This is a genomic window from Thermus sp., from assembly GCF_056332225.1.
In genome coordinates this window covers 1-16,203 of sequence record NZ_JBWGQW010000033.1, presented here as the reverse complement: position 1 = coordinate 16,203, position 16,203 = coordinate 1, and the positions used below count along the sequence as shown (strand labels likewise).

The window sequence follows — 16,203 nt, the reverse complement described above, 5'->3', positions numbered from 1 at the left end:
GGGAGAGGACGCGCGATGAAGCTCCGAAGCTACCTTTTGGGCGAGTGGCGGGAAGGCCGGGGAGAAGGCGTCCCGGTGCGGGACGCGAGCACGGGGGAGGTCCTCGCCCGGGTGACGGCGGAGGGCCTCCCCGTGGAGGAGGCCGTGGCCTGGGGCCGGGAGGTGGGCGGGAAGGCCCTTTTGGCCCTGGGCTTCCAGGAGCGGGGAAGGCGGCTTAGGGCCCTGGCCCAGTACCTCTCCGAGCGGAAGGAGGCCCTCTACCGCCTCTACGCCACCACGGGGGGCACAAGGCGGGACGCCTGGTACGACGTGGACGGGGGAATCGGGGTCCTCTACACCTACAGCTCCCTGGCCCGCAACCTCCCCGAGGGGAACCTCCTCCCCGAGGACGACTTCCTCCCCCTCTCCAAGGACCTCTCCTTCCAGGGGAGGCACGTCCTCGCCCCCAAGGGAGGGATCACCGTCCAGATCAACGCCTTCAACTTCCCCGTCTGGGGGCTTTTGGAAAAGTTCGCCCCGGCCTTCCTGGCCGGGGTCCCCACCCTGGCCAAGCCCGCCACCCCCACGGCCCACGTGGCCGAGGCCCTGGCGCGCATGATGCTGGAGTCGGGTCTCCTCCCGGAGGGGAGCCTCCAGCTCCTCGTGGGGGGCGTGGGGGACCTCCTGGAGGCCCTGGACCACCGGGACAGCGTCTATTTCACCGGCTCCAAGGCCACCGCCGACCGGCTCCGCCGCCACCCGGCCTTCCTGGAGCGGGGAGCCCTCTTCAACGCCGAGGCCGACTCCCTAAACCCCGCCCTTCTAGGGGAGGAGGCCACGGAGGAGGAGCTTTCGCGCCTCGCCCAGGAGATCGCCCAGGAGCTCGCCATCAAGACGGGGCAGCGGTGCACCGCCATCCGCCGGGTCCTGGCGCCCAAGGACCGCCTCGAGGCCCTCCTAGAGGCCACCCAAGAGCGCCTGGAGGCCCTGAGGCCCGGCGACCCCAGGGAGGAGGGGGTGGACCTCGGGCCCTTGGCCTCCCTGGAGCAGAAGGCGGAGGTGGAAAAGGCGGTGGCGGCCCTCCTGGAGGCGGGGGCCCGGGTCTACTGGCAGCACCCGGGGAGGCGGGATGGGGCCTTCTTCCCCCCCACCCTCCTCCTCGCCGAGGACCCCTGGCCCGAGGCCCTGCACCAGGTGGAGCCCTTCGGCCCCGTGGCCACCTTCTTCCCTTACGGGAGCCGGGAGGAGGCGGCGCGGCTCGCCGCCTTGGGCGGGGGAAGCCTCGTGGCCACCCTCGCCACCTCCGACCCCGAGGAGGCGCGCTTTTACCTTTGGGCCCTCGCTCCTTACGTGGGGCGGCTTCACATCCTGAACGCCCGCACCGCGGCCTCCTCCACGGGGCACGGCTCCCCCCTTCCCCGCCTCCTCCACGGGGGGCCGGGGCGGGCGGGGGGCGGAGAGGAGCTGGGCGGCCTCCTCTCCCTTAAGCGCCACCTCGGGCGGGTGGCCCTCCAGGCCGACCCCGGGCTCCTTTCCGCCCTCACCGGGGAGCACGCCAAGGGGGCGGAGAAGCCCGCGGGGGTCCACCCTTTCCGCAAACACTACGAGGACCTCGAGGTGGGCGAGACCCTCACCACCCACCGCCGCACCGTCACCGAGGCGGACATCGCCCTCTTCTCCGCCCTCTCCTGGGACCACTTCTACGCCCACACCGACGAGCTCGCCGCTAGGGAGAGCCTCTTCGGCAAGCGGGTGGCCCACGGCTATTTCGTCCTCTCCGCGGCGGCGGGGCTTTTCGTGGACCCGGCTCCAGGCCCCGTGCTCGCCAACTACGGCCTCGAGGGGCTGCGCTTCCTCGAGCCCGTGGCCGCGGGGGACACCCTCCAGGCCCGCCTCACGGTGAAGCGCAAGCGCCCCCGGGACGAGAAGACGGGGGTGGTGGAGTGGGCGGTGGAGGTGGCGAACCAGGAGGGCAAGGCCGTGGCCACCTACACCCTCCTCACCCTGGTGGCGCGAAAGGGCGGGCAAGGCTAGGGGCCCAGGCGGGGGTCCTCCCCGCCCCCTCGGGCTAGGGGGGGGACCGCTCCGCCTCCCAGCGCTCCTTGAGCCTCCGGAAGAGGGCCTCCACCTTGGCCTTGGGGAGGATCACCTGCTCCGTGCGCCCCACCCCGATGAGGTCCCCGAGCTCGTTGTAGGCCTCCACCCGCGCGTAGACCCGGTTCCCCTCGGTCCTCTCGTGGCGGGCCACGATCCTCACCCGCATCCCCGGGAGGGCGGAGGCCAGGTGCCGGGCCTCCACGTAGCTCCCGATCCCCTCCTCCCCCTCCTCCAGGAAGGGGAGGATGATCTTGCGCCCGGCGAGCTCCATGTGCTTCACCATCCAGTAGGTGGCGTAGACGGGGTGGACCGGCCCAAGCTCCTCAAAGTCCACGGTCATCTCGGGGGTGACCACGGTCTCAAAGACCGCCTCGTAGCCCTCGGGGATGGGGCGCATGGCTACTTCCTCAGGTCCAGGACCCGCCTGAGCTTCCCCCCCTCGCTCCTTGGGGCCTGGCCCGGGGGAAGGAGGGTGACCCTCATGGTGACGCCGATGTTGTCCTTGATCTTGCGGGCGATCCGCTCCCTTAGGGCGTGGAGCCGATGGTCCGCCTCCACCACCTCGTCGGAGAGGACCTCCTGGCCGATCTCCCGGAAGAAGGCCTCGGAGACCTCCACCTTGAGCTCGGCCTCGTCCAGGGTGCCCTCCCGCCGCACCACGATCTGGTAGTGGGGCACCACCTCAGGGACCTCCAAGAGCACCGCCTCCACCTGGGTGGGGTAGACGTTCACGCCCCGGATGATGAGCATGTCGTCGGTGCGCCCCAGGATGGGTCCCATGCGCACGTGGGTGCGGCCGCAGGCGCAGGCCTCGTAGGTGAGGAAGGTGAGGTCCCCGGTCCAGTAGCGGAGGAGGGGCATGGCCTCCTTGGTGAGGGTGGTGAAGACCAAGACCCCCACCTTCCCCTCGGGGAGGGGCTCCCCGGTATTGGGGTCCACCACCTCGGGGAGGAAGTGGTCCTCCCAGATGTGGCTCCCCTTTCGCTCCTCCACGCACTCGTTGGCAACCCCGGGGCCGATGATCTCGGAAAGGCCGTAGATGTTGGTGCTCCTTACCCCAAGCCCCTCGTCCACCTCTTTCCTGATGGCCTCGGTCCAGGGCTCGGCGCCCAGGACGGCGTACTCCAGGGAGAGCTCCTCGGGGAGGACCCCCCGCCTTCTGAACTCCTCCGCCAGGGTCTGGGCGTAGGAGGGGGTGCAGGAGATCACCTCGGGACGGAAGTCCTGGATGAGCATGACCTGCCTTTCCGTCATCCCCCCGGAGACCGGCACCACCGTCATCCCCAGGGCCTCCGCCCCGCCGTGGAGCCCAAGCCCCCCGGTGAAGAGGCCGTAGCCGTAGGCGTTGTGGAGCATCATCCCGGGCCTTGCCCCGGCCGCGGCCAAGGAGCGGGCCACCACCTCGGCGAAGACCTCGAGGTCGGCCTTGGTGTAGCCCACCACGGTGGGCTTGCCGGTGGTGCCGCTAGAGGCGTGGATCCTCGCCACCTCCTCCCGGGGCACGGCGAAGAGGCCGAAGGGGTAGTGGTCGCGGAGGTCCGTCTTCTTGGTGAAGGGAATCTTGGGGAGGTCCTGAAGGCCCCTAAACCTCTTGGGGTCCACCCCGGCCTCGTCCAGGAGCTTCCTGTAAAAGGGAACCCGCTCGTAGACGTAGGCCACCACCCGCCTAAGCCGTTCTTCCTGAAGCGCCCTAAGCTTCTCCCTGGGCAGGGTTTCCAGTTCCGGCTGGTACATCGTCCCCATCTCCTCCTAAGCGAAAGACCGTTCCCGTGAAGAGGGCCACGAGCTTGCCTTCGGAGACCACCTCCACCCGGTAGGTGGCCGTGCGCCGGGAGAGGTTCACCTCTACTGCCCTCGCCTCCACCCTCGCCCCCAGGGCGAGGGGCCGGAAGTAGTCCATGCGGCAGGAGAGGGCCACCGCGGGGCCGCGGGAGTTGCTGGCGAGGGCGAAGGCGCTGTCCGCCAGGGCGTAGAGAAAGCCCCCGTGGGCGGTGCCGTGGAGGTTCAGGTGGTCCGCCCTCACCTCCCCCGCCACCACCGCCTCCCCCGGGGCGAGGCGGAGGACCTCCAGGCCCAGGGCCTCCATGAAGGGGTCCCTCATCCCCCCTCCACCTCCCGCGCCGCCCCCAGGTAGGCCTCCACCACCCGGGGGTTCCCCCGAAGCTCCTCGGCCCGCCCCAAAAGGGCCACCTCCCCCGCCTCCAACACCACCCCCCGGTCCGCCAGGGAGAGGGCCATCTTGGCGTTCTGCTCCACGAGGAGGAGGGTCACCCCTTCCCCCTTGAGGGCGGCCAGGGTGCGGAAGATCTCCTGGACGATGAGGGGGGCGAGGCCCAGGGAGGGCTCGTCCAGGAGGAGGAGGCGGGGCCGGGCCATGAGGGCCCGGCCCAGGGCCAGCATCTGCTGCTCCCCCCCGGAGAGGGTGCCCGCGGCCTGGCGCCGCCTCTCCTCCAGGCGGGGAAAGAGGGCGTAGACCCGCTTGAGGTCCGCCCTCAGGTCCTCTCCCCTCCTAAAGCGGGCGAAGCCCCCGAGGAGGAGGTTGTCCTCCACGGAAAGCCCCGGGAAGAGGGCCCGCCCCTCGGGGACGAGGACCACCCCCCGGGCGAGGAGGGCCTCGGGGGTCCTCTGGGGGAGGGGCTCTCCCAGGAGGCGAACCTCCCCCTCGGCCCGGGCGAGGCCGAGAAGCCCCCGGAGGACGCTCGTCTTCCCCGCCCCGTTGGGGCCGATGAGGGCCAGGGCCTCCCCTTCCGCCAGGGCGAAGGAGACCCCCCGCACCGCCTCCAAAGCCCCGTAGCGCACCGTGAGGTCCCGCACCGCCAAGAGGCTCATGCCGCCTCCACCTCCCCCAGGTAGGCCGCCCGCACCAGGGGGTTCTTCTGCACCTCCTCGGGCGTCCCCTCGGCGATCTTCTCCCCGTAGTTCATCACCACCACCCGGTCGGCGAGCCCCATAATGAGGTCCATGTCGTGGTCCACCAGGAGGACGCTGTACCCTTCCCGGGCGAGGGCCAAAAGAAGCCTGGCGAGCTCCCGCTTCTCCCCGGCCCTAAGCCCCGCCCCCGGCTCGTCCAGGAGGAGGACCTCCGCCCCCGAGGCGAGGAGGCGGGCGATCTCCAAAAGGCGCTGCTGCCCCGCCGTGAGCCGGTCCGCCCGCTCCAGGGCCAGGTCCCCCAGGCCCACCCGCCTCAGGGCCTCGTAGGCGGTGGAAAGGGCCCGCGCCTCCTCCCGCCGGTGGAGGCCCAAGAGAACCCGCAAAAACCCCGCCCGGGTCCTGGCGTAGGTGGCCAGGGCCGCGTTCTCAAGGACCGTCATCTCGGGGAAGACGTGGGGATGCTGGAAGGTGCGGCCCAGGCCCAAAGGGTGGACGCGGTAGGGGGGAAGCCCCGTGATCTCCTTGCCGTAGAGGAAGACCTGCCCCCCGTCCGGGGAAAGGGCCCCGGTGAGGAGGTTGAAGGTGGTGCTCTTCCCCGCCCCGTTGGGGCCGATGAGGGCGAGGATCTCCCCGCGCCTTAGGGCGAAGGACACGCCGTTCACGGCGAGAAGCCCCCCGAAGGCCTTCCTGAGGCCCCTGGCCTCCAAGACCACCTCCCCCCGCTGGCCCGAAGGGGGCCTTTGGGGAAGGGGTTGGGCCCCGGGGAGGGCCTGCCGCCCAAAGGCGCGCCTCCCCGCCAAGAGGGGCCAGAGGCCCTGGGGGGCGAAGAGGAGGATCCCCGCGAGGACAAGGCCGTAGGCGATGGTCTCGTAGTTCCCCTGGCGGCCGAGGAGAAGGGGGAGGAGGTCCTTGAGCCAGTCCTCGAGGCCCGTGAAGAGGGCGGCCCCGAGGAGCACTCCGGGGATCGTCCCTACCCCGCCCGCCACCGCCATCACCAGGTACTTGATGGAGGCCTCCAGGGAGAAGGGGGTGGGGTTCACGAAGCGGAGGAAGTGGGCGTAGAGGAAGCCCGCAAGCCCCGCGATCCCCCCCGCGAGGAGGAAGGCCTTGAGGCGGAGGGCCGCCGGGTCCACCCCGAAGCTCGCCGCGGTGAGGGCGTCCCCCCGGAGGGCGAGAAGGGCCCGGCCCAGGCGGCTTTCCCGGAGGTTGTGGAGGGCGAGGACCAGGAGGGCGAGGAGGAAGAGGCTTAGGAAAGCGTAGCGGAAGGGGGTGTCCAGGGAGAGACCGAAAAGGCTTAGGGCCGGGAGGTCGGTGAGCCCCGTGTGCCCCCCGGTGAGCCCCACCAGGTTCCCGGCGAGGATGTAGAGGGCCACCTGCCAGGCGATGGTGGAGAGGGGGAGAAAGTGCCCTTTGAGCCGCACGGTGAGGAGGCCCAGCACCAGGGCGAAGGCCAGGGTGAGGCCAAGCCCAAGGAGGAGGCCCGCCCAGGGGGAAAGGCCCGCCCGCGTGGTGAGGAGGGCGGTGGCGTAGGCCGCCACCCCCATGAAGGCCGCCTGGGCGAAGCTCGTCATCCCGCCAAGCCCCGTGAGGACGTAGAGCGAGAGGGCCACCAGGGCGGCGATGGCGAAGAAGTTCAAGAGGGTGAGGTAAAAGGGAAAGGGGGAGAGGAAGAAGGGAAGGAGGAGCAGGGCAAACCAGAGGTACCGCCTCACTCCTCCACCCCCTTCGCCCGGAGGCTCTGGTAGAAGAGGGCCGGCACCAGGAGGAGGAAGACCAGGGCCTCCTTGTAGGCGCTGGCGTAGAAGCTGGTGAAGCTCTCAAAAAGCCCCACCAGGATCGCCCCCAAAAAGGCCACGAGATAGCTCACGAGCCCCCCCAGGATCGCCGCCACGAACCCCTTCAGGCCCAGCATGAAGCCCATGAAGTAGGCGGCGTTGATGAGGGGGGCGAGGAGGAGCCCCGAGAGGCCCGCCATGAGGCCCGCGATGGCGAAGGCCACCATCCCCGCCTCCTCCGGGCGGATCCCGCAAAGCCTCGCCCCAAGCCGGTTCTCCGCCGATGCCAAGAGGGCCTTGCCGAAGAGGGAGCGGCGGAAGAAGAGGTAGAGGGCCGCCGCGCTCAAGAGGGCGAAGGCCAGGACCAAGACGCCCTGCCAGGTGAGGCCCGCCACCACCTCCCCCTGGAGCAGGGGGTCGGGGCGGAACTGTTCGGGGCCGAAGAAGACGAGGCCCAGGCCCTGGTAGGCCACGTGGAGCCCCACGGCCATGATGAGGAGGGCCAGGACCGTGGCCCCTCGGTGTTCCCCTTCCGGGGAAGCAGCCCGCATGGGCTGGAAGAAGACCCGGTAGGTGGAAACCGCCAGGTAGACCACGAGGAGGAGGGCCGCCAGGTAGGCGAGAGGCGCCACCCCCCGGGCGAGGAGGAAGAGGAGAAGAAGCCCCGCCCCTCCCGCAAGGGGAATCCCCCGGCCTCTTCCCCGCTCCAAGAGGGCCCATAGGGCCCCCAAGGCGAGGGCGAGCCACAGGGTGCCGGGGAGCTTCCCCGACTGGAGCCAGACCAGGGAGAGGGGGGCGAACATCATGAGCTCCCCGATGGGCACCAGGATCACCCGGGTCACGGCGAAGACCAGGACCATGGCCAGGGCCAGGAGGCCGTAGATCACCCCGTTCTGCAGGCCGTCTAGGAGGAGGAAGCCGAGGATGGTGGCGTCCATGGCCTAGCGGAAGGTGCGGATGAGCTTCCAGCGGCCCCCTTCCACCTGGACCATCACCGCGGCGTCCTCAAAGCGGAGGCCCAGGTGGTCCTCCTTGGTGAAGGTGAAGACCCCGTGGGTGGCCACCAGGCCCTTGGTGGCCTCAATCTCGTCCCGGAGGGCGGCGCGGAAGGCGGCGAGGTCCTTCTCGGGGTCCGCCTTCTTGAGGGCCCGCTCCAGGGCGGGCTTCAGGATGAGCCAGGCGTCCCAGGCGTGGGCCCCGAAGGTGGAGTAGCTCCCGATGCCGTACCTGGCCTCGTACCGCTGGATGTAGTCCAGGGCCACCCGCTTGGAGGGGAAGGTGCTGGGAAGCTGCTCCGCCACCAGGATGGGCCCGGCGGGGAGGAGGGTGCCCTCCACGTCCTTGCCCCCCACCCGGAGGAAGTCGGGGTTGGCCACGCCGTGGGTCTGGTAGATGAGGCCAGGGTAGCCCCGCTCCTTCAGGGTGCGCTGGGGAAGGACCGCCGGGGTGCCGCTCGCCCCGATGAGGACGGCCTCTGGCCTGCGGGCGAGGAGCCTCAGGACCTGGCCCGTGACGCTGGTGTCCGTGCGGTTGTAGCGCTCGGAGGCCACCACCTGGAGGCCCTTGGCCTTGGCCTCGGCCTCAAAGAAGCGGGCCCAGCCCTCGCCGTAGGCGTCGTTGAAGCCGATGTAGCCCACGGTCTTCACCCCGCGGGCCACCATGTCGGCCACGATGGCCCGGGCCATGAGCTCCTCGGTCTGGGGCGTCTTGAAGACCCAGTAGCGCTGGGCGTCCACGGGGTAGATGATGTCCTTGCTGGCGGCCAAGGAGATCATGGGCACCTTGGCCTCGGCCACCGCGGGGATCATCCCCAGGGAGGCCGGGGTGGTGGTGCTCCCCACCACGGCCACCACCCCCTCCTCCACGAGCCTCCGGGTGTTGCGCACCGCCTGGGTGGTGTCCGAGGCATCGTCCAGGATGACGAACTCCACCTTCCTTCCCGCCACGCCCCCCTGGCGGTTTACCAGGTCCTGGAGGAGGAGGAAGGTGTTCCGCTCGGGGATGCCCAAGGAGGCGGCGGGTCCCGTGGCCGAGACCACCACGCCCACCTTCAGGGCCCCCTGGGCCAGGGCCGCCAAGGCCGAAAACGCCGCTACAGCTAACCACCGCTTCATCTTGACCTCCTTCTTTTTCCCTCCGGTGCGTCCCGGTTTGGGGCTAACTAACGGCCGTTCGGTACGCCTCCCAGTCTAGGTAGAGACCTTTGTCCCGTCAAGGGGCGGGCTAGGCGCCCGGCCTCCCGCCTCAGATCACGTGCTGGGGGAGGCCTTGGAGCCTCGAGGCCCGGGTGGGCACCGCGCGGCCCTCGAGGTCTAAAAGGGCGCTTCCCTCCAGGAACCAGCTCTTGGGGGTGCGGTGCCCCCAGAGGGTCTGGCGCCTTGGGTCGTCCAGGCTCCACCGCACCGGGGGGTGGTCCGGGTCCACGGTGAGGTAATCCGAGGTGTAGAGCTCCACCCGGTGCCCGTCGGGGTCCCTGAGGTAGAGGAACATGGCGTTGGAGATCCCGTGCCGCCCGGGGCCCCGCTCAATCTGGTCCGTGCGCATGGCCCCGGCGAGGATGTCCGCCGCCTTCAGCACCGCGAGGGGGTCAGGGAGCCAGTAGGCGAAGTGGTGGAGCCTCGGGCCCTCGCCGTTGGTGAAGGCGATGTCGTGGACGTTTCCCTTGCGGTGGAGCCAGCTTGCCCAAAGCCTCCCCTCCTCGTCCTCCGTGTACTCGGTGAGGCGGAAGCCGAAGACCTCCTGGTAGAACCGCGTGGCCTCGCCCACCTCGGGGGAGAAGAGGTTCAGGTGGTCCAGGCGGAGGAGGCCCGGGCCCCGGTGCTCGTGGTAGCGCTGGAGGACCCGGGGGAGCTTCTCCGCCTTGAAGTAGAAGGCCAGGGGGTAGCCGAGGGGGTCCTGGACCTTTAGGACCTCGGGCCTCCCCCAGTCGGCCTCGAGGCGGTGGGGCCAGCCCTCCTTGGCGGCGAGGTCCTGGAGGGCCTTCACCCCCTCCTCCGAGTCCACCTTGAAGCCCAGGGCGCGGACCGCGGGGAAGGGGGCTTCGGTGAGCTTGAGGCTCCACTCCAGCTCCTCGTAGCCCCGGAGGTAGGCCGCCTTCCCCTCCCGCCCTTCCAGGCGGAGGCCCAAAAGCCCCTGGTAGAACTCTAGGCTCCGCTCTAGGTCCCGCACCCAAAGCTCCAGAAACCCCACCCTCACGATGGCCATACCAACCTCCTGTAGCCCCTTTGGAAGTAGACCAAAGGAGGCCCCACCTCCCCGAGCTCCACCCCCTCCACCAGGCCCACCACGATCCGGTGGTCCCCCCCGGGGTAGAGGGCGTGGAGGCGGCAGGCGAGGACGGCGAGGGCCCCCTTCACCCGGCCCCCCTCCAGGGCAACCCCCTCCCTGGGCCTTCCCGCGAAGTGCTCGGAGACCGCCTCCTGCCCCTCGCGGAGGAGGCTTACGGTAAAGGCCCCCGCCCCCTCGAGGACGGGAAGGAGCCTGGCCCTTTCGCTCACCGCCAGGGCCACGAGGGGGGGCTCGAGGCTCAAGGACATGAAGGCCGTGGCGGTCATGCCCCTCTCCTCCTCCCCAAGCCGCGCCGCCACCACCGCCACCCCACTTGCGAAGCGGGCGAGGGCCTCCTTGAAGGCCTCCCTCACGCCCGGACCTCCTCAAAGACCTTGAGGCTCTCCTTGAGGAAAGCGCGGATCCGCTCCTTGTAGGGCTCCTTGTCGTAGACGTTGTAGAGGGTCTGGTACATGCGCACGGGGTCGCCGAAGAAGAAGCGCTCGTAGAGCTCCTGCCTCGCCCCGAAGCCGGAGAGGGTCATGTCCCAGGCCAAGCGGAAGAGGGCCACCCGCTCCTTGGCCTCGAGGGCCGCCCCTTGCAGGTACTTCTCCAGAAGGGGCGCCAGGGGCCCCCTGAAGTCCCGCTCCGAGGGGAGGGTGATGAGGCCGGAGGCCCCGATCTGCTCAATGATCTCCCGGATCCTCGGGTAAAGCCTCGGGTAGAGGTTTCTCGCCCCGTCCAAGGCGCCCCGGTCCGGGCAGAGGAGCCCGTAGGCGTTTTCCTTGGCCTCCTCCTCGGCCCTCGTCCAGAAGGCGCGCATGGCCTCGAGGTAGACGATGATCTCGGCGATCTTCTCCTGGACGTGCCCGTAGGCGTCCGCCCCGATGCCCTCGGCCATGAGGGCGGCCACCCCCAAGAAGGCCTCGGTCTTCGCGGTTTTCAGGACCACCACCTGGTGGGCCATGTGGTGGAGGGCCCCCGTGGCGGCGTAGGCGTTGTTGCAAAGCTCCACGTTCCCCAGGATGAAGACCCTTTCCCAGGGGACCAGGACGTCGTCAAAGACCACCAGGCAGTCCATCTCCTCCAGGCGGCTGGAGAGGGGGTAGTCAAAGGGGCTCTCCCCCCCGGCGAGGCCCTCGCGGCAGACGAAGTGGAGGCCCGGGGTGGAGGTGGGAAGGGCGAAGGCGATGGCGTACTTCTCGCTTCCCGGCCCCTCCTTGAGGAGGGTGGAGGGGAAGATGAGGACCTCGTCCGCCAGGGGGAAGGTGGCCGTCATCCGGGCCCCCCGGACCACGATCCCCTTCTCCGTCTGCTTCACCACCCCCACGGGGATGTAGGGATCGGGCTGGGCGGAAGGGGGCTTCGCCCGGTTCACCTGGGGGTTGGTGAGGGCGTGGGTGGTGGCGAGGTCGTGGTCCCGGAGGTAGCGGTAGTAGTTGCGGACGTTCTCGGCGAACTCCCCGAAGTAGTCGGCGCTCGCCGCGTAGGCCATGACCACGGCGTTCAGGTAGTCGGGGCTCCGCCCCATCATCCCCAGGTGCTGGTCGGCCCAGAGCTTGTAGGCCCGACCCCGCCGCTTGAGGTCCTCCTTGGTCTTGGGGATGAGGAAGCTCGTCCCGTGGCGCTTCCCGTCCTCCTCGTAGGTGAGGACCTCCCGGTAGCGGGGGTCGTGCTGCAGGTCGTAGAGGGCGGCCATGGTGCGGGTGATCCCCCGAAAAACCGGGTGGGTGGTGGGGTCCAGCACCTTCTCCCCCTTGTACCAGAGGTTGGGGGGCCTGGTCCTTAGGGCCTCGAGGTACTCCGCTCCGGTCCTTGCCATGGGCTACCTCCCTTCCTTCCCGAACTTGGGCACGTGGGGGGGCCTGAGGGGAAGGGCCACCGTCTTGAGGTCGGTGTAGAAGTCCAGGGCGTAGGTGCCGCCCTCCCTCCGGTCCCCGCTTTGCTTCACCCCGCCGAAGGGCGTGGGCAGGTGGCGGACGTTGTGGCTGTTCAGGTAGACCATCCCGGCCTCCAGTTCCAGGGCGAGCCTATGGGCCCTTTCCAGGTCCCGGGTGAAAACGTAGGCGGCGAGGCCGTACTTGGTGTCGTTCGCCTTCCTTAGGGCCTCCTCCTCGTCCTTGAAGGGGATGGCCACGAGGACGGGCCCGAAGATCTCCTCCTGGGCGATTTTCATGTGGTTCTCCCCCACGAAGACCGTGGGGAGGAGGTAGTTCCCCCGGGAGAGGTCCTCCCCCCGGAAGGAGGCCCTGGCCCTCTCCCCGCCCACAAGAAGCCTCGCCCCCTCCCGCTTCCCCGCCTCTATATAGCCCAGGACCCGCTCCAGGTGCTCGGGGTGGATCAAGGGCCCCACCTCGGTCTCGGGGTCCAGGGGGTGGCCCACCCGGATGGCCCTGGCCCGTTCCGCCACCTTCCCCACGAAGTCCTCAAAGATCCCCTCCTCCACGAGGAGCCTGGAGCTCGCCGTGCACCTCTCCCCGTTGAAGGAGAAGATCTGGAAGACCACGGCGTCCAAGGCCCTTTCCAGGTCGGCGTCGCCGAAGACCAGGGCGGGGCTTTTGCCGCCGAGCTCCGGGGAGAGGCGCTTGAGGTGGGCCGCGGCGTTTCGCATCACGATCTTCCCGGTTTCCGTCTCCCCGGTGAGGGTGAGGAGGGGAACCAGGGGGTGGGCCACCAGGGCCGCCCCCGCCTCCTCGCCATAGCCCTGGACCAGGTTGAAGACCCCTGGGGGGAGGTCCGCCTCCCTTAGGATCTCCGCGAGCTTCGTGGCGGTGAAGGGGCTCCACTCCGCGGGCTTCAGGACCACGGTGTTCCCGAAGGCCAAAGCCGGGGCGATGCGCCAGGTGGAGAGCATCAGGGGGGCGTTCCAGGGGGTGATGATGCCCACGGGGCCCGCGGGGACCCGCACGGCGTAGTAGAGCCAGTCCCGGTCCACGGGGAAGGTGCGGTCCTCCATGGCGTGCTCGGCGTACTCGGCGTAGAAGGCGAAGTTCTCCGCCGCCCGGGCCACCTGGGCCCGGACGATCCTCAGGACCTGCCCCGCGTCCAGGCACTCCATCACGGCGAGCTCGTCGGCGTGCTTCTCTATGAGCTCGGCGATCCTAAAGAGGTAGCGCTTCCTCTCCTTGGCCTGGGTGCGGCTCCACCTTTGGAAGGCCTCGTGGGCCGCCCTGGCGGCCCGGTCCACCTCCCTCTCCCCGCCCCTTGCCGCCACGCCCAGGACCTCGTTCGTGGCGGGGTCCAAGGAGGGGAAGGTCTCCCCGCTTTCCGAGGGGACGAACTCCCCGGCGATGAAGTGGAGGGCGGGCCTCTCCTTGAGGCGCCGGCGCACCTCCTCAATGGTTTCCCACGGGATTCCGGCCACCTGGTCCGCGTACCTCATGCCTCCTCCTCTATGGGGTTCTCCAAGGCCCCAAGGCCCTCTATCTCCAAACGCATCACGTCCCCGGGGTGGACCTGGCTTATCCCCTTAGGGGTGCCGGTGAGGAGGACATCGTAGGGCTCCAGGGTCATGAACTCGGAGACGAACTCCAGAAGCTCCGCCACGGAGTAGAGCATCCTCGAGGTGTGCCCCTCCTGCCTGAGCTCCCCGTTCACGTAGGCCCGAAGCCAAAGGTTCTGGGGGTCTTCCACCTCCTCCACCACGAGGAAGGGCCCCAAGGGGAGGAAGGTGTCCCGCCCCTTGGCCCGGATGGGGGGGCGGAAGGTGTTCGTGACGTAGTCCCGGGCCACGAGGTCGTTGGCGATGGTGTAGCCAAGGACGTAGTCCAGGGCGTCCTTGGCCTTGATCCGCTTCATGGGGCGGCCCACCACCACGGCGAGCTCCACCTCGTAGTGGACGAACCTCGCCCCCCTGGGGTAGAGGACCACCCCCTGGTGGGGAAGGAGGCTCGTGTTGGGCTTCCAGAAGAGGGCGGGCTCCTCGGGGCGGGCGAGGCCAAGCTCCTCGGCGTGGTCAGGGTAGTTCAGGGCCACGCCCAGGATCTTCCCCGGGGCGAAGGGGAGGAGCCAGGTGACGTCCTCGGGCCTGTGGGCCTCCCCCGCCTCGTCCAGGAGGAGGCCATCCCGGTAGACCCCCTGGTGGACCCTTCCCTTGGCGAGAAAGCGGGCGAGCTTCACGCCGCCTCCTTCTCCTTGGGGAGGAGGCCGTAGCGCTCGGCCATCCGCCTGAGCCTCTCCTCCACCTCGGGGCTCGTGGGCCCCAAGGGGGGCCGCCACTCCTTCTCGCAAAGCCCCATCCAGGAGAGGACGGTCTTTAGGGGGATGGGGTTCGTGTCCCAGAAGATGGCCTCGTTGGCCTCGAGGAGGTGGTAGTGGAGTTCCCGCGCCCCCCCATAGTCCCCGGCGAGGGCCTTTTCGCAGAGGAGGGCCACCTCCTTGGGGAGCCAGTTGGCGGTGGCGGCGATGGTCCCCACCGCCCCCAGGCTCATCATGGGGAGGGTGAGGCTTTCCAGGCCGCAGAAGACCAAAAAGTCCCGCCCCGCCTCCTGAAAGAGGTGGGAAACGTACTCCAGGTCCTTGGAGGAGTGCTTGAGGCCGATGATGTTGGGGAAGTCCCGCCGGAGGCGGGCCACGGTCTTGGGGGCGATCTCCACCCCGGCCCTTCCCGGGATGTTGTAGATGAGGAGGGGAAAGTCGGGGACGGCCCGGGCCACCTCGGCGAAGTAGCGGTAGAGCCCTTCCTGGTTGGGCTTCACGTAGTAGGGGACGATGACCATGGCCCCCTGGGCCCCCGCCTCCTTGGCGAAGCGGGTGAGCTCCAGGGTCTCCTCCAGGCGCAGGGCCCCGGTGCCCGGGATCACGGGAACGCGGCCCGCCACCTGGTCCAGGACGATCTCTATGGCCCGCTTCCTCTCCTCCAGGGTCTGGGTGCCGGGCTCGCCCGTGGTGCCCCCCACGCTCACCCCGTGGGAGCCTCCCCACACGGCCCGCTCGGCCAGGCGCCTCAGGGCCTCCTCGTCCAGCCGCCCTCGGCGGAAGGGCGTGGGCAGGGGCGGTATGGATCCGCGAAACATGCGCCTCCTTTCGCTCCTCAGCATGGCCGGGGCGGGGCGGAAGGGCAATTGAAGGTATAGACAATTTTAACCGCCTTTTGGTGCTGGGAAACAGATACTTCCCCCTTGCCCGCCAGCAGAGGAGAGTCTATTGTGTGAGCTAACAATGCAAGTGGAAACTTTTGGCGGAAAGCCCGTAGGCTTCACGGCCCTCTGCGGGGACCTGGGCCTCAAGGTCCTGGTCCCCTCGGAGAGGCCCGTGCTCTACCTCCTCCCTGAGCCCAGGCCCCTCCTCCCCCAGGAGGGGGCCTTGCTCCTCTTCCGGCCGGAGGGGAGCCTCTACCGCCACCGCACCGCCTCGGGCTTCCTCCTCCCCGAGGCCGACCCCGAGCTCGTGGCCTTCGCCGAGCGGGAGGGCCTGGGGGTGGCCCTCCACCCCCCCTGGCTTGGGCGGGAAGAGCTGGAAAGGGCCCTGGCGCTCCGCCTCTTCGCCCTGGGGGCGGGCATGGGGCTTGCGGGGCTTTTGGAACTCCTCCTGAGGCTCCCGGAGAGGCCCCTCTTGGAGGTGCTCCACCAGGCCACGGGGCTTGCCCTGGCCCGGGTGGCCCCTTGGGGGGAGGTGCTGGGCTTCGCCGGGCCCGTGCCACCCCAGCACCCCCGGGAGCCGGGAAGGGGCCGGGGCTGGCTCGCCCTCGAGGCCGGGGAGGACCTCCTGGTGGCCTACGGGGAGGAGGACCAGCTGGGCCAGGCCCGGGGCCTTCTGGAGGTGGCGGCCCGGCTCTTGAGGCTCCGCGGGCTGGAACGCTCTCTGGAAAGGATGCAGGAGGAGTCCCTGGGTGGGGCGCTCCTGGAGGGGCTCATCCTGGGGGAGGCCGAGCCCGAGCGCCTCTTCGCCTTCGGCTTCGCCGAGGGGGTGGAGTGGGTCTTGGCCCTGATGGAGCCTCCCCCGGTTCCGGGCCGCCACCGCCTGGCGGAGGAGAGGCGGCGGGAGGCCACCTTGGAGCTCCGCCGCCGGGCGGGGGGCTACCTGGACCGCCTGGGGGTGCCCTACCTCCTCGCGGTGCGGGGCAACCGCCTGGCCGCCCTCTGGCAGGTGCACAACCCCAAGAGGGAGGCGGAAAGCCTCCTCGCCGCCCTGCCCTCGGGAAGCCGGCTCGGCTACTCCGCGGTCCACGCCCACGGGGCGGTGCAGGAGGCCTACCGGGAGGCCCTCATCGCCC

Annotated in this window: 15 protein-coding genes; 2 read left to right on the top strand and 13 right to left on the bottom strand. The window is 69.8% G+C overall.

The genetic code is table 11. The features are described 5' to 3' along the window. The first annotated feature begins 15 nt into the window (after positions 1-15). Positions 16-2,013, top strand: coding sequence for a phenylacetic acid degradation bifunctional protein PaaZ (gene paaZ / locus AC01Y6_RS07195; protein WP_476670904.1), 1,998 nt, complete (start codon positions 16-18; stop codon positions 2,011-2,013). A gap of 34 nt (positions 2,014-2,047) precedes the next feature. Here paaZ and AC01Y6_RS07190 read toward each other — a convergent pair whose 3' ends face one another. The 13 genes from AC01Y6_RS07190 to hpaI all read right to left on the bottom strand — a co-directional run bounded on the left by AC01Y6_RS07190 (position 2,048) and on the right by hpaI (position 15,004). Next, a complete protein-coding gene (locus AC01Y6_RS07190; protein WP_476670902.1) occupies positions 2,048-2,473 on the bottom strand; it encodes a thioesterase family protein in 426 nt (141 codons plus the stop codon). A gap of 2 nt (positions 2,474-2,475) precedes the next feature. Beyond that, positions 2,476-3,810 carry a phenylacetate--CoA ligase family protein gene (locus AC01Y6_RS07185; RefSeq protein ID WP_476670903.1) on the bottom strand — a complete coding sequence of 445 codons (1,335 nt, stop codon included), beginning with the start codon at positions 3,808-3,810 and terminating at the stop codon, positions 2,476-2,478. After that, the gene (gene paaI / locus AC01Y6_RS07180) at positions 3,767-4,177 is read right to left on the bottom strand and encodes a hydroxyphenylacetyl-CoA thioesterase PaaI (RefSeq protein ID WP_476670901.1); all 411 of its coding nucleotides are present in this window, start codon (positions 4,175-4,177) and stop codon (positions 3,767-3,769) included. The genes AC01Y6_RS07185 and paaI overlap by 44 nt, the downstream gene beginning before the upstream one ends. Then, complete coding sequence (locus AC01Y6_RS07175; RefSeq protein ID WP_476670899.1) at positions 4,174-4,905, bottom strand: ABC transporter ATP-binding protein; 732 nt, start codon at positions 4,903-4,905, stop codon at positions 4,174-4,176. Before AC01Y6_RS07175 ends, paaI begins: the two co-directional genes overlap by 4 nt. Next, positions 4,902-6,659: a branched-chain amino acid ABC transporter ATP-binding protein/permease gene (locus AC01Y6_RS07170; RefSeq protein ID WP_476670897.1), complete on the bottom strand. Its 1,758-nt coding sequence runs from the start codon at positions 6,657-6,659 to the stop codon at positions 4,902-4,904. The genes AC01Y6_RS07175 and AC01Y6_RS07170 overlap by 4 nt, the downstream gene beginning before the upstream one ends. Further along, positions 6,656-7,660: a branched-chain amino acid ABC transporter permease gene (locus AC01Y6_RS07165; protein ID WP_476670895.1), complete on the bottom strand. Its 1,005-nt coding sequence runs from the start codon at positions 7,658-7,660 to the stop codon at positions 6,656-6,658. The genes AC01Y6_RS07170 and AC01Y6_RS07165 overlap by 4 nt, the downstream gene beginning before the upstream one ends. 3 nt (positions 7,661-7,663) lie before the next feature. Beyond that, positions 7,664-8,836: an ABC transporter substrate-binding protein gene (locus AC01Y6_RS07160; RefSeq protein WP_476670893.1), complete on the bottom strand. Its 1,173-nt coding sequence runs from the start codon at positions 8,834-8,836 to the stop codon at positions 7,664-7,666. Between the two features lie 130 nt (positions 8,837-8,966). Beyond that, positions 8,967-9,926, bottom strand: a complete 960-nt coding sequence (hpaD, locus tag AC01Y6_RS07155; RefSeq protein WP_476670891.1) for a 3,4-dihydroxyphenylacetate 2,3-dioxygenase — start codon at positions 9,924-9,926, stop codon at positions 8,967-8,969. Then, positions 9,914-10,363, bottom strand: coding sequence for a 4-hydroxyphenylacetate 3-monooxygenase reductase subunit (gene hpaC, locus AC01Y6_RS07150; protein ID WP_476670890.1), 450 nt, complete (start codon positions 10,361-10,363; stop codon positions 9,914-9,916). The genes hpaD and hpaC overlap by 13 nt, the downstream gene beginning before the upstream one ends. Continuing rightward, positions 10,360-11,811, bottom strand: a complete 1,452-nt coding sequence (gene hpaB, locus AC01Y6_RS07145) for a 4-hydroxyphenylacetate 3-monooxygenase, oxygenase component (protein ID WP_476670888.1) — start codon at positions 11,809-11,811, stop codon at positions 10,360-10,362. The genes hpaC and hpaB overlap by 4 nt, the downstream gene beginning before the upstream one ends. Before the next feature lie 3 nt (positions 11,812-11,814). Further along, positions 11,815-13,371, bottom strand: coding sequence for a 5-carboxymethyl-2-hydroxymuconate semialdehyde dehydrogenase (hpaE, locus tag AC01Y6_RS07140; RefSeq protein ID WP_476670887.1), 1,557 nt, complete (start codon positions 13,369-13,371; stop codon positions 11,815-11,817). Continuing rightward, a complete protein-coding gene (locus tag AC01Y6_RS07135) occupies positions 13,368-14,108 on the bottom strand; it encodes a fumarylacetoacetate hydrolase family protein (protein ID WP_476670886.1) in 741 nt (246 codons plus the stop codon). The genes hpaE and AC01Y6_RS07135 overlap by 4 nt, the downstream gene beginning before the upstream one ends. Continuing rightward, entirely contained in the window at positions 14,105-15,004 is a 900-nt protein-coding gene (hpaI, locus tag AC01Y6_RS07130) for a 2,4-dihydroxyhept-2-ene-1,7-dioic acid aldolase (protein ID WP_476670884.1), read from the bottom strand. Before hpaI ends, AC01Y6_RS07135 begins: the two co-directional genes overlap by 4 nt. 145 nt (positions 15,005-15,149) lie before the next feature. Between hpaI and AC01Y6_RS07125 the strand changes: the two genes are divergently transcribed. Then, a partial coding sequence (locus AC01Y6_RS07125) for a PucR family transcriptional regulator (protein ID WP_476670882.1) occupies positions 15,150-16,203 on the top strand: 1,054 nt, incomplete at its 3' end.

Excerpts from the sequence above, each read along its gene's own strand:
- AC01Y6_RS07165 (WP_476670895.1), bottom strand. The coding sequence starts at position 7,660 with ATGGACGCCACCATCCTCGGCTTCCTCCTCCTAGACGGCCTGCAGAAC.
- AC01Y6_RS07190 (WP_476670902.1), bottom strand. The coding sequence starts at position 2,473 with ATGCGCCCCATCCCCGAGGGCTACGAGGCGGTCTTTGAGACCGTGGTC.
- hpaI (WP_476670884.1), bottom strand. The coding sequence starts at position 15,004 with ATGTTTCGCGGATCCATACCGCCCCTGCCCACGCCCTTCCGCCGAGGG.
- AC01Y6_RS07160 (WP_476670893.1), bottom strand. The coding sequence starts at position 8,836 with ATGAAGCGGTGGTTAGCTGTAGCGGCGTTTTCGGCCTTGGCGGCCCTG.
- hpaE (WP_476670887.1), bottom strand. The coding sequence starts at position 13,371 with ATGAGGTACGCGGACCAGGTGGCCGGAATCCCGTGGGAAACCATTGAG.
- paaZ (WP_476670904.1), top strand. The coding sequence starts at position 16 with ATGAAGCTCCGAAGCTACCTTTTGGGCGAGTGGCGGGAAGGCCGGGGA.
- AC01Y6_RS07185 (WP_476670903.1), bottom strand. The coding sequence starts at position 3,810 with ATGTACCAGCCGGAACTGGAAACCCTGCCCAGGGAGAAGCTTAGGGCG.
- hpaB (WP_476670888.1), bottom strand. The coding sequence starts at position 11,811 with ATGGCAAGGACCGGAGCGGAGTACCTCGAGGCCCTAAGGACCAGGCCC.
- hpaD (WP_476670891.1), bottom strand. The coding sequence starts at position 9,926 with ATGGCCATCGTGAGGGTGGGGTTTCTGGAGCTTTGGGTGCGGGACCTA.
- paaI (WP_476670901.1), bottom strand. The coding sequence starts at position 4,177 with ATGAGGGACCCCTTCATGGAGGCCCTGGGCCTGGAGGTCCTCCGCCTC.
- AC01Y6_RS07175 (WP_476670899.1), bottom strand. The coding sequence starts at position 4,905 with ATGAGCCTCTTGGCGGTGCGGGACCTCACGGTGCGCTACGGGGCTTTG.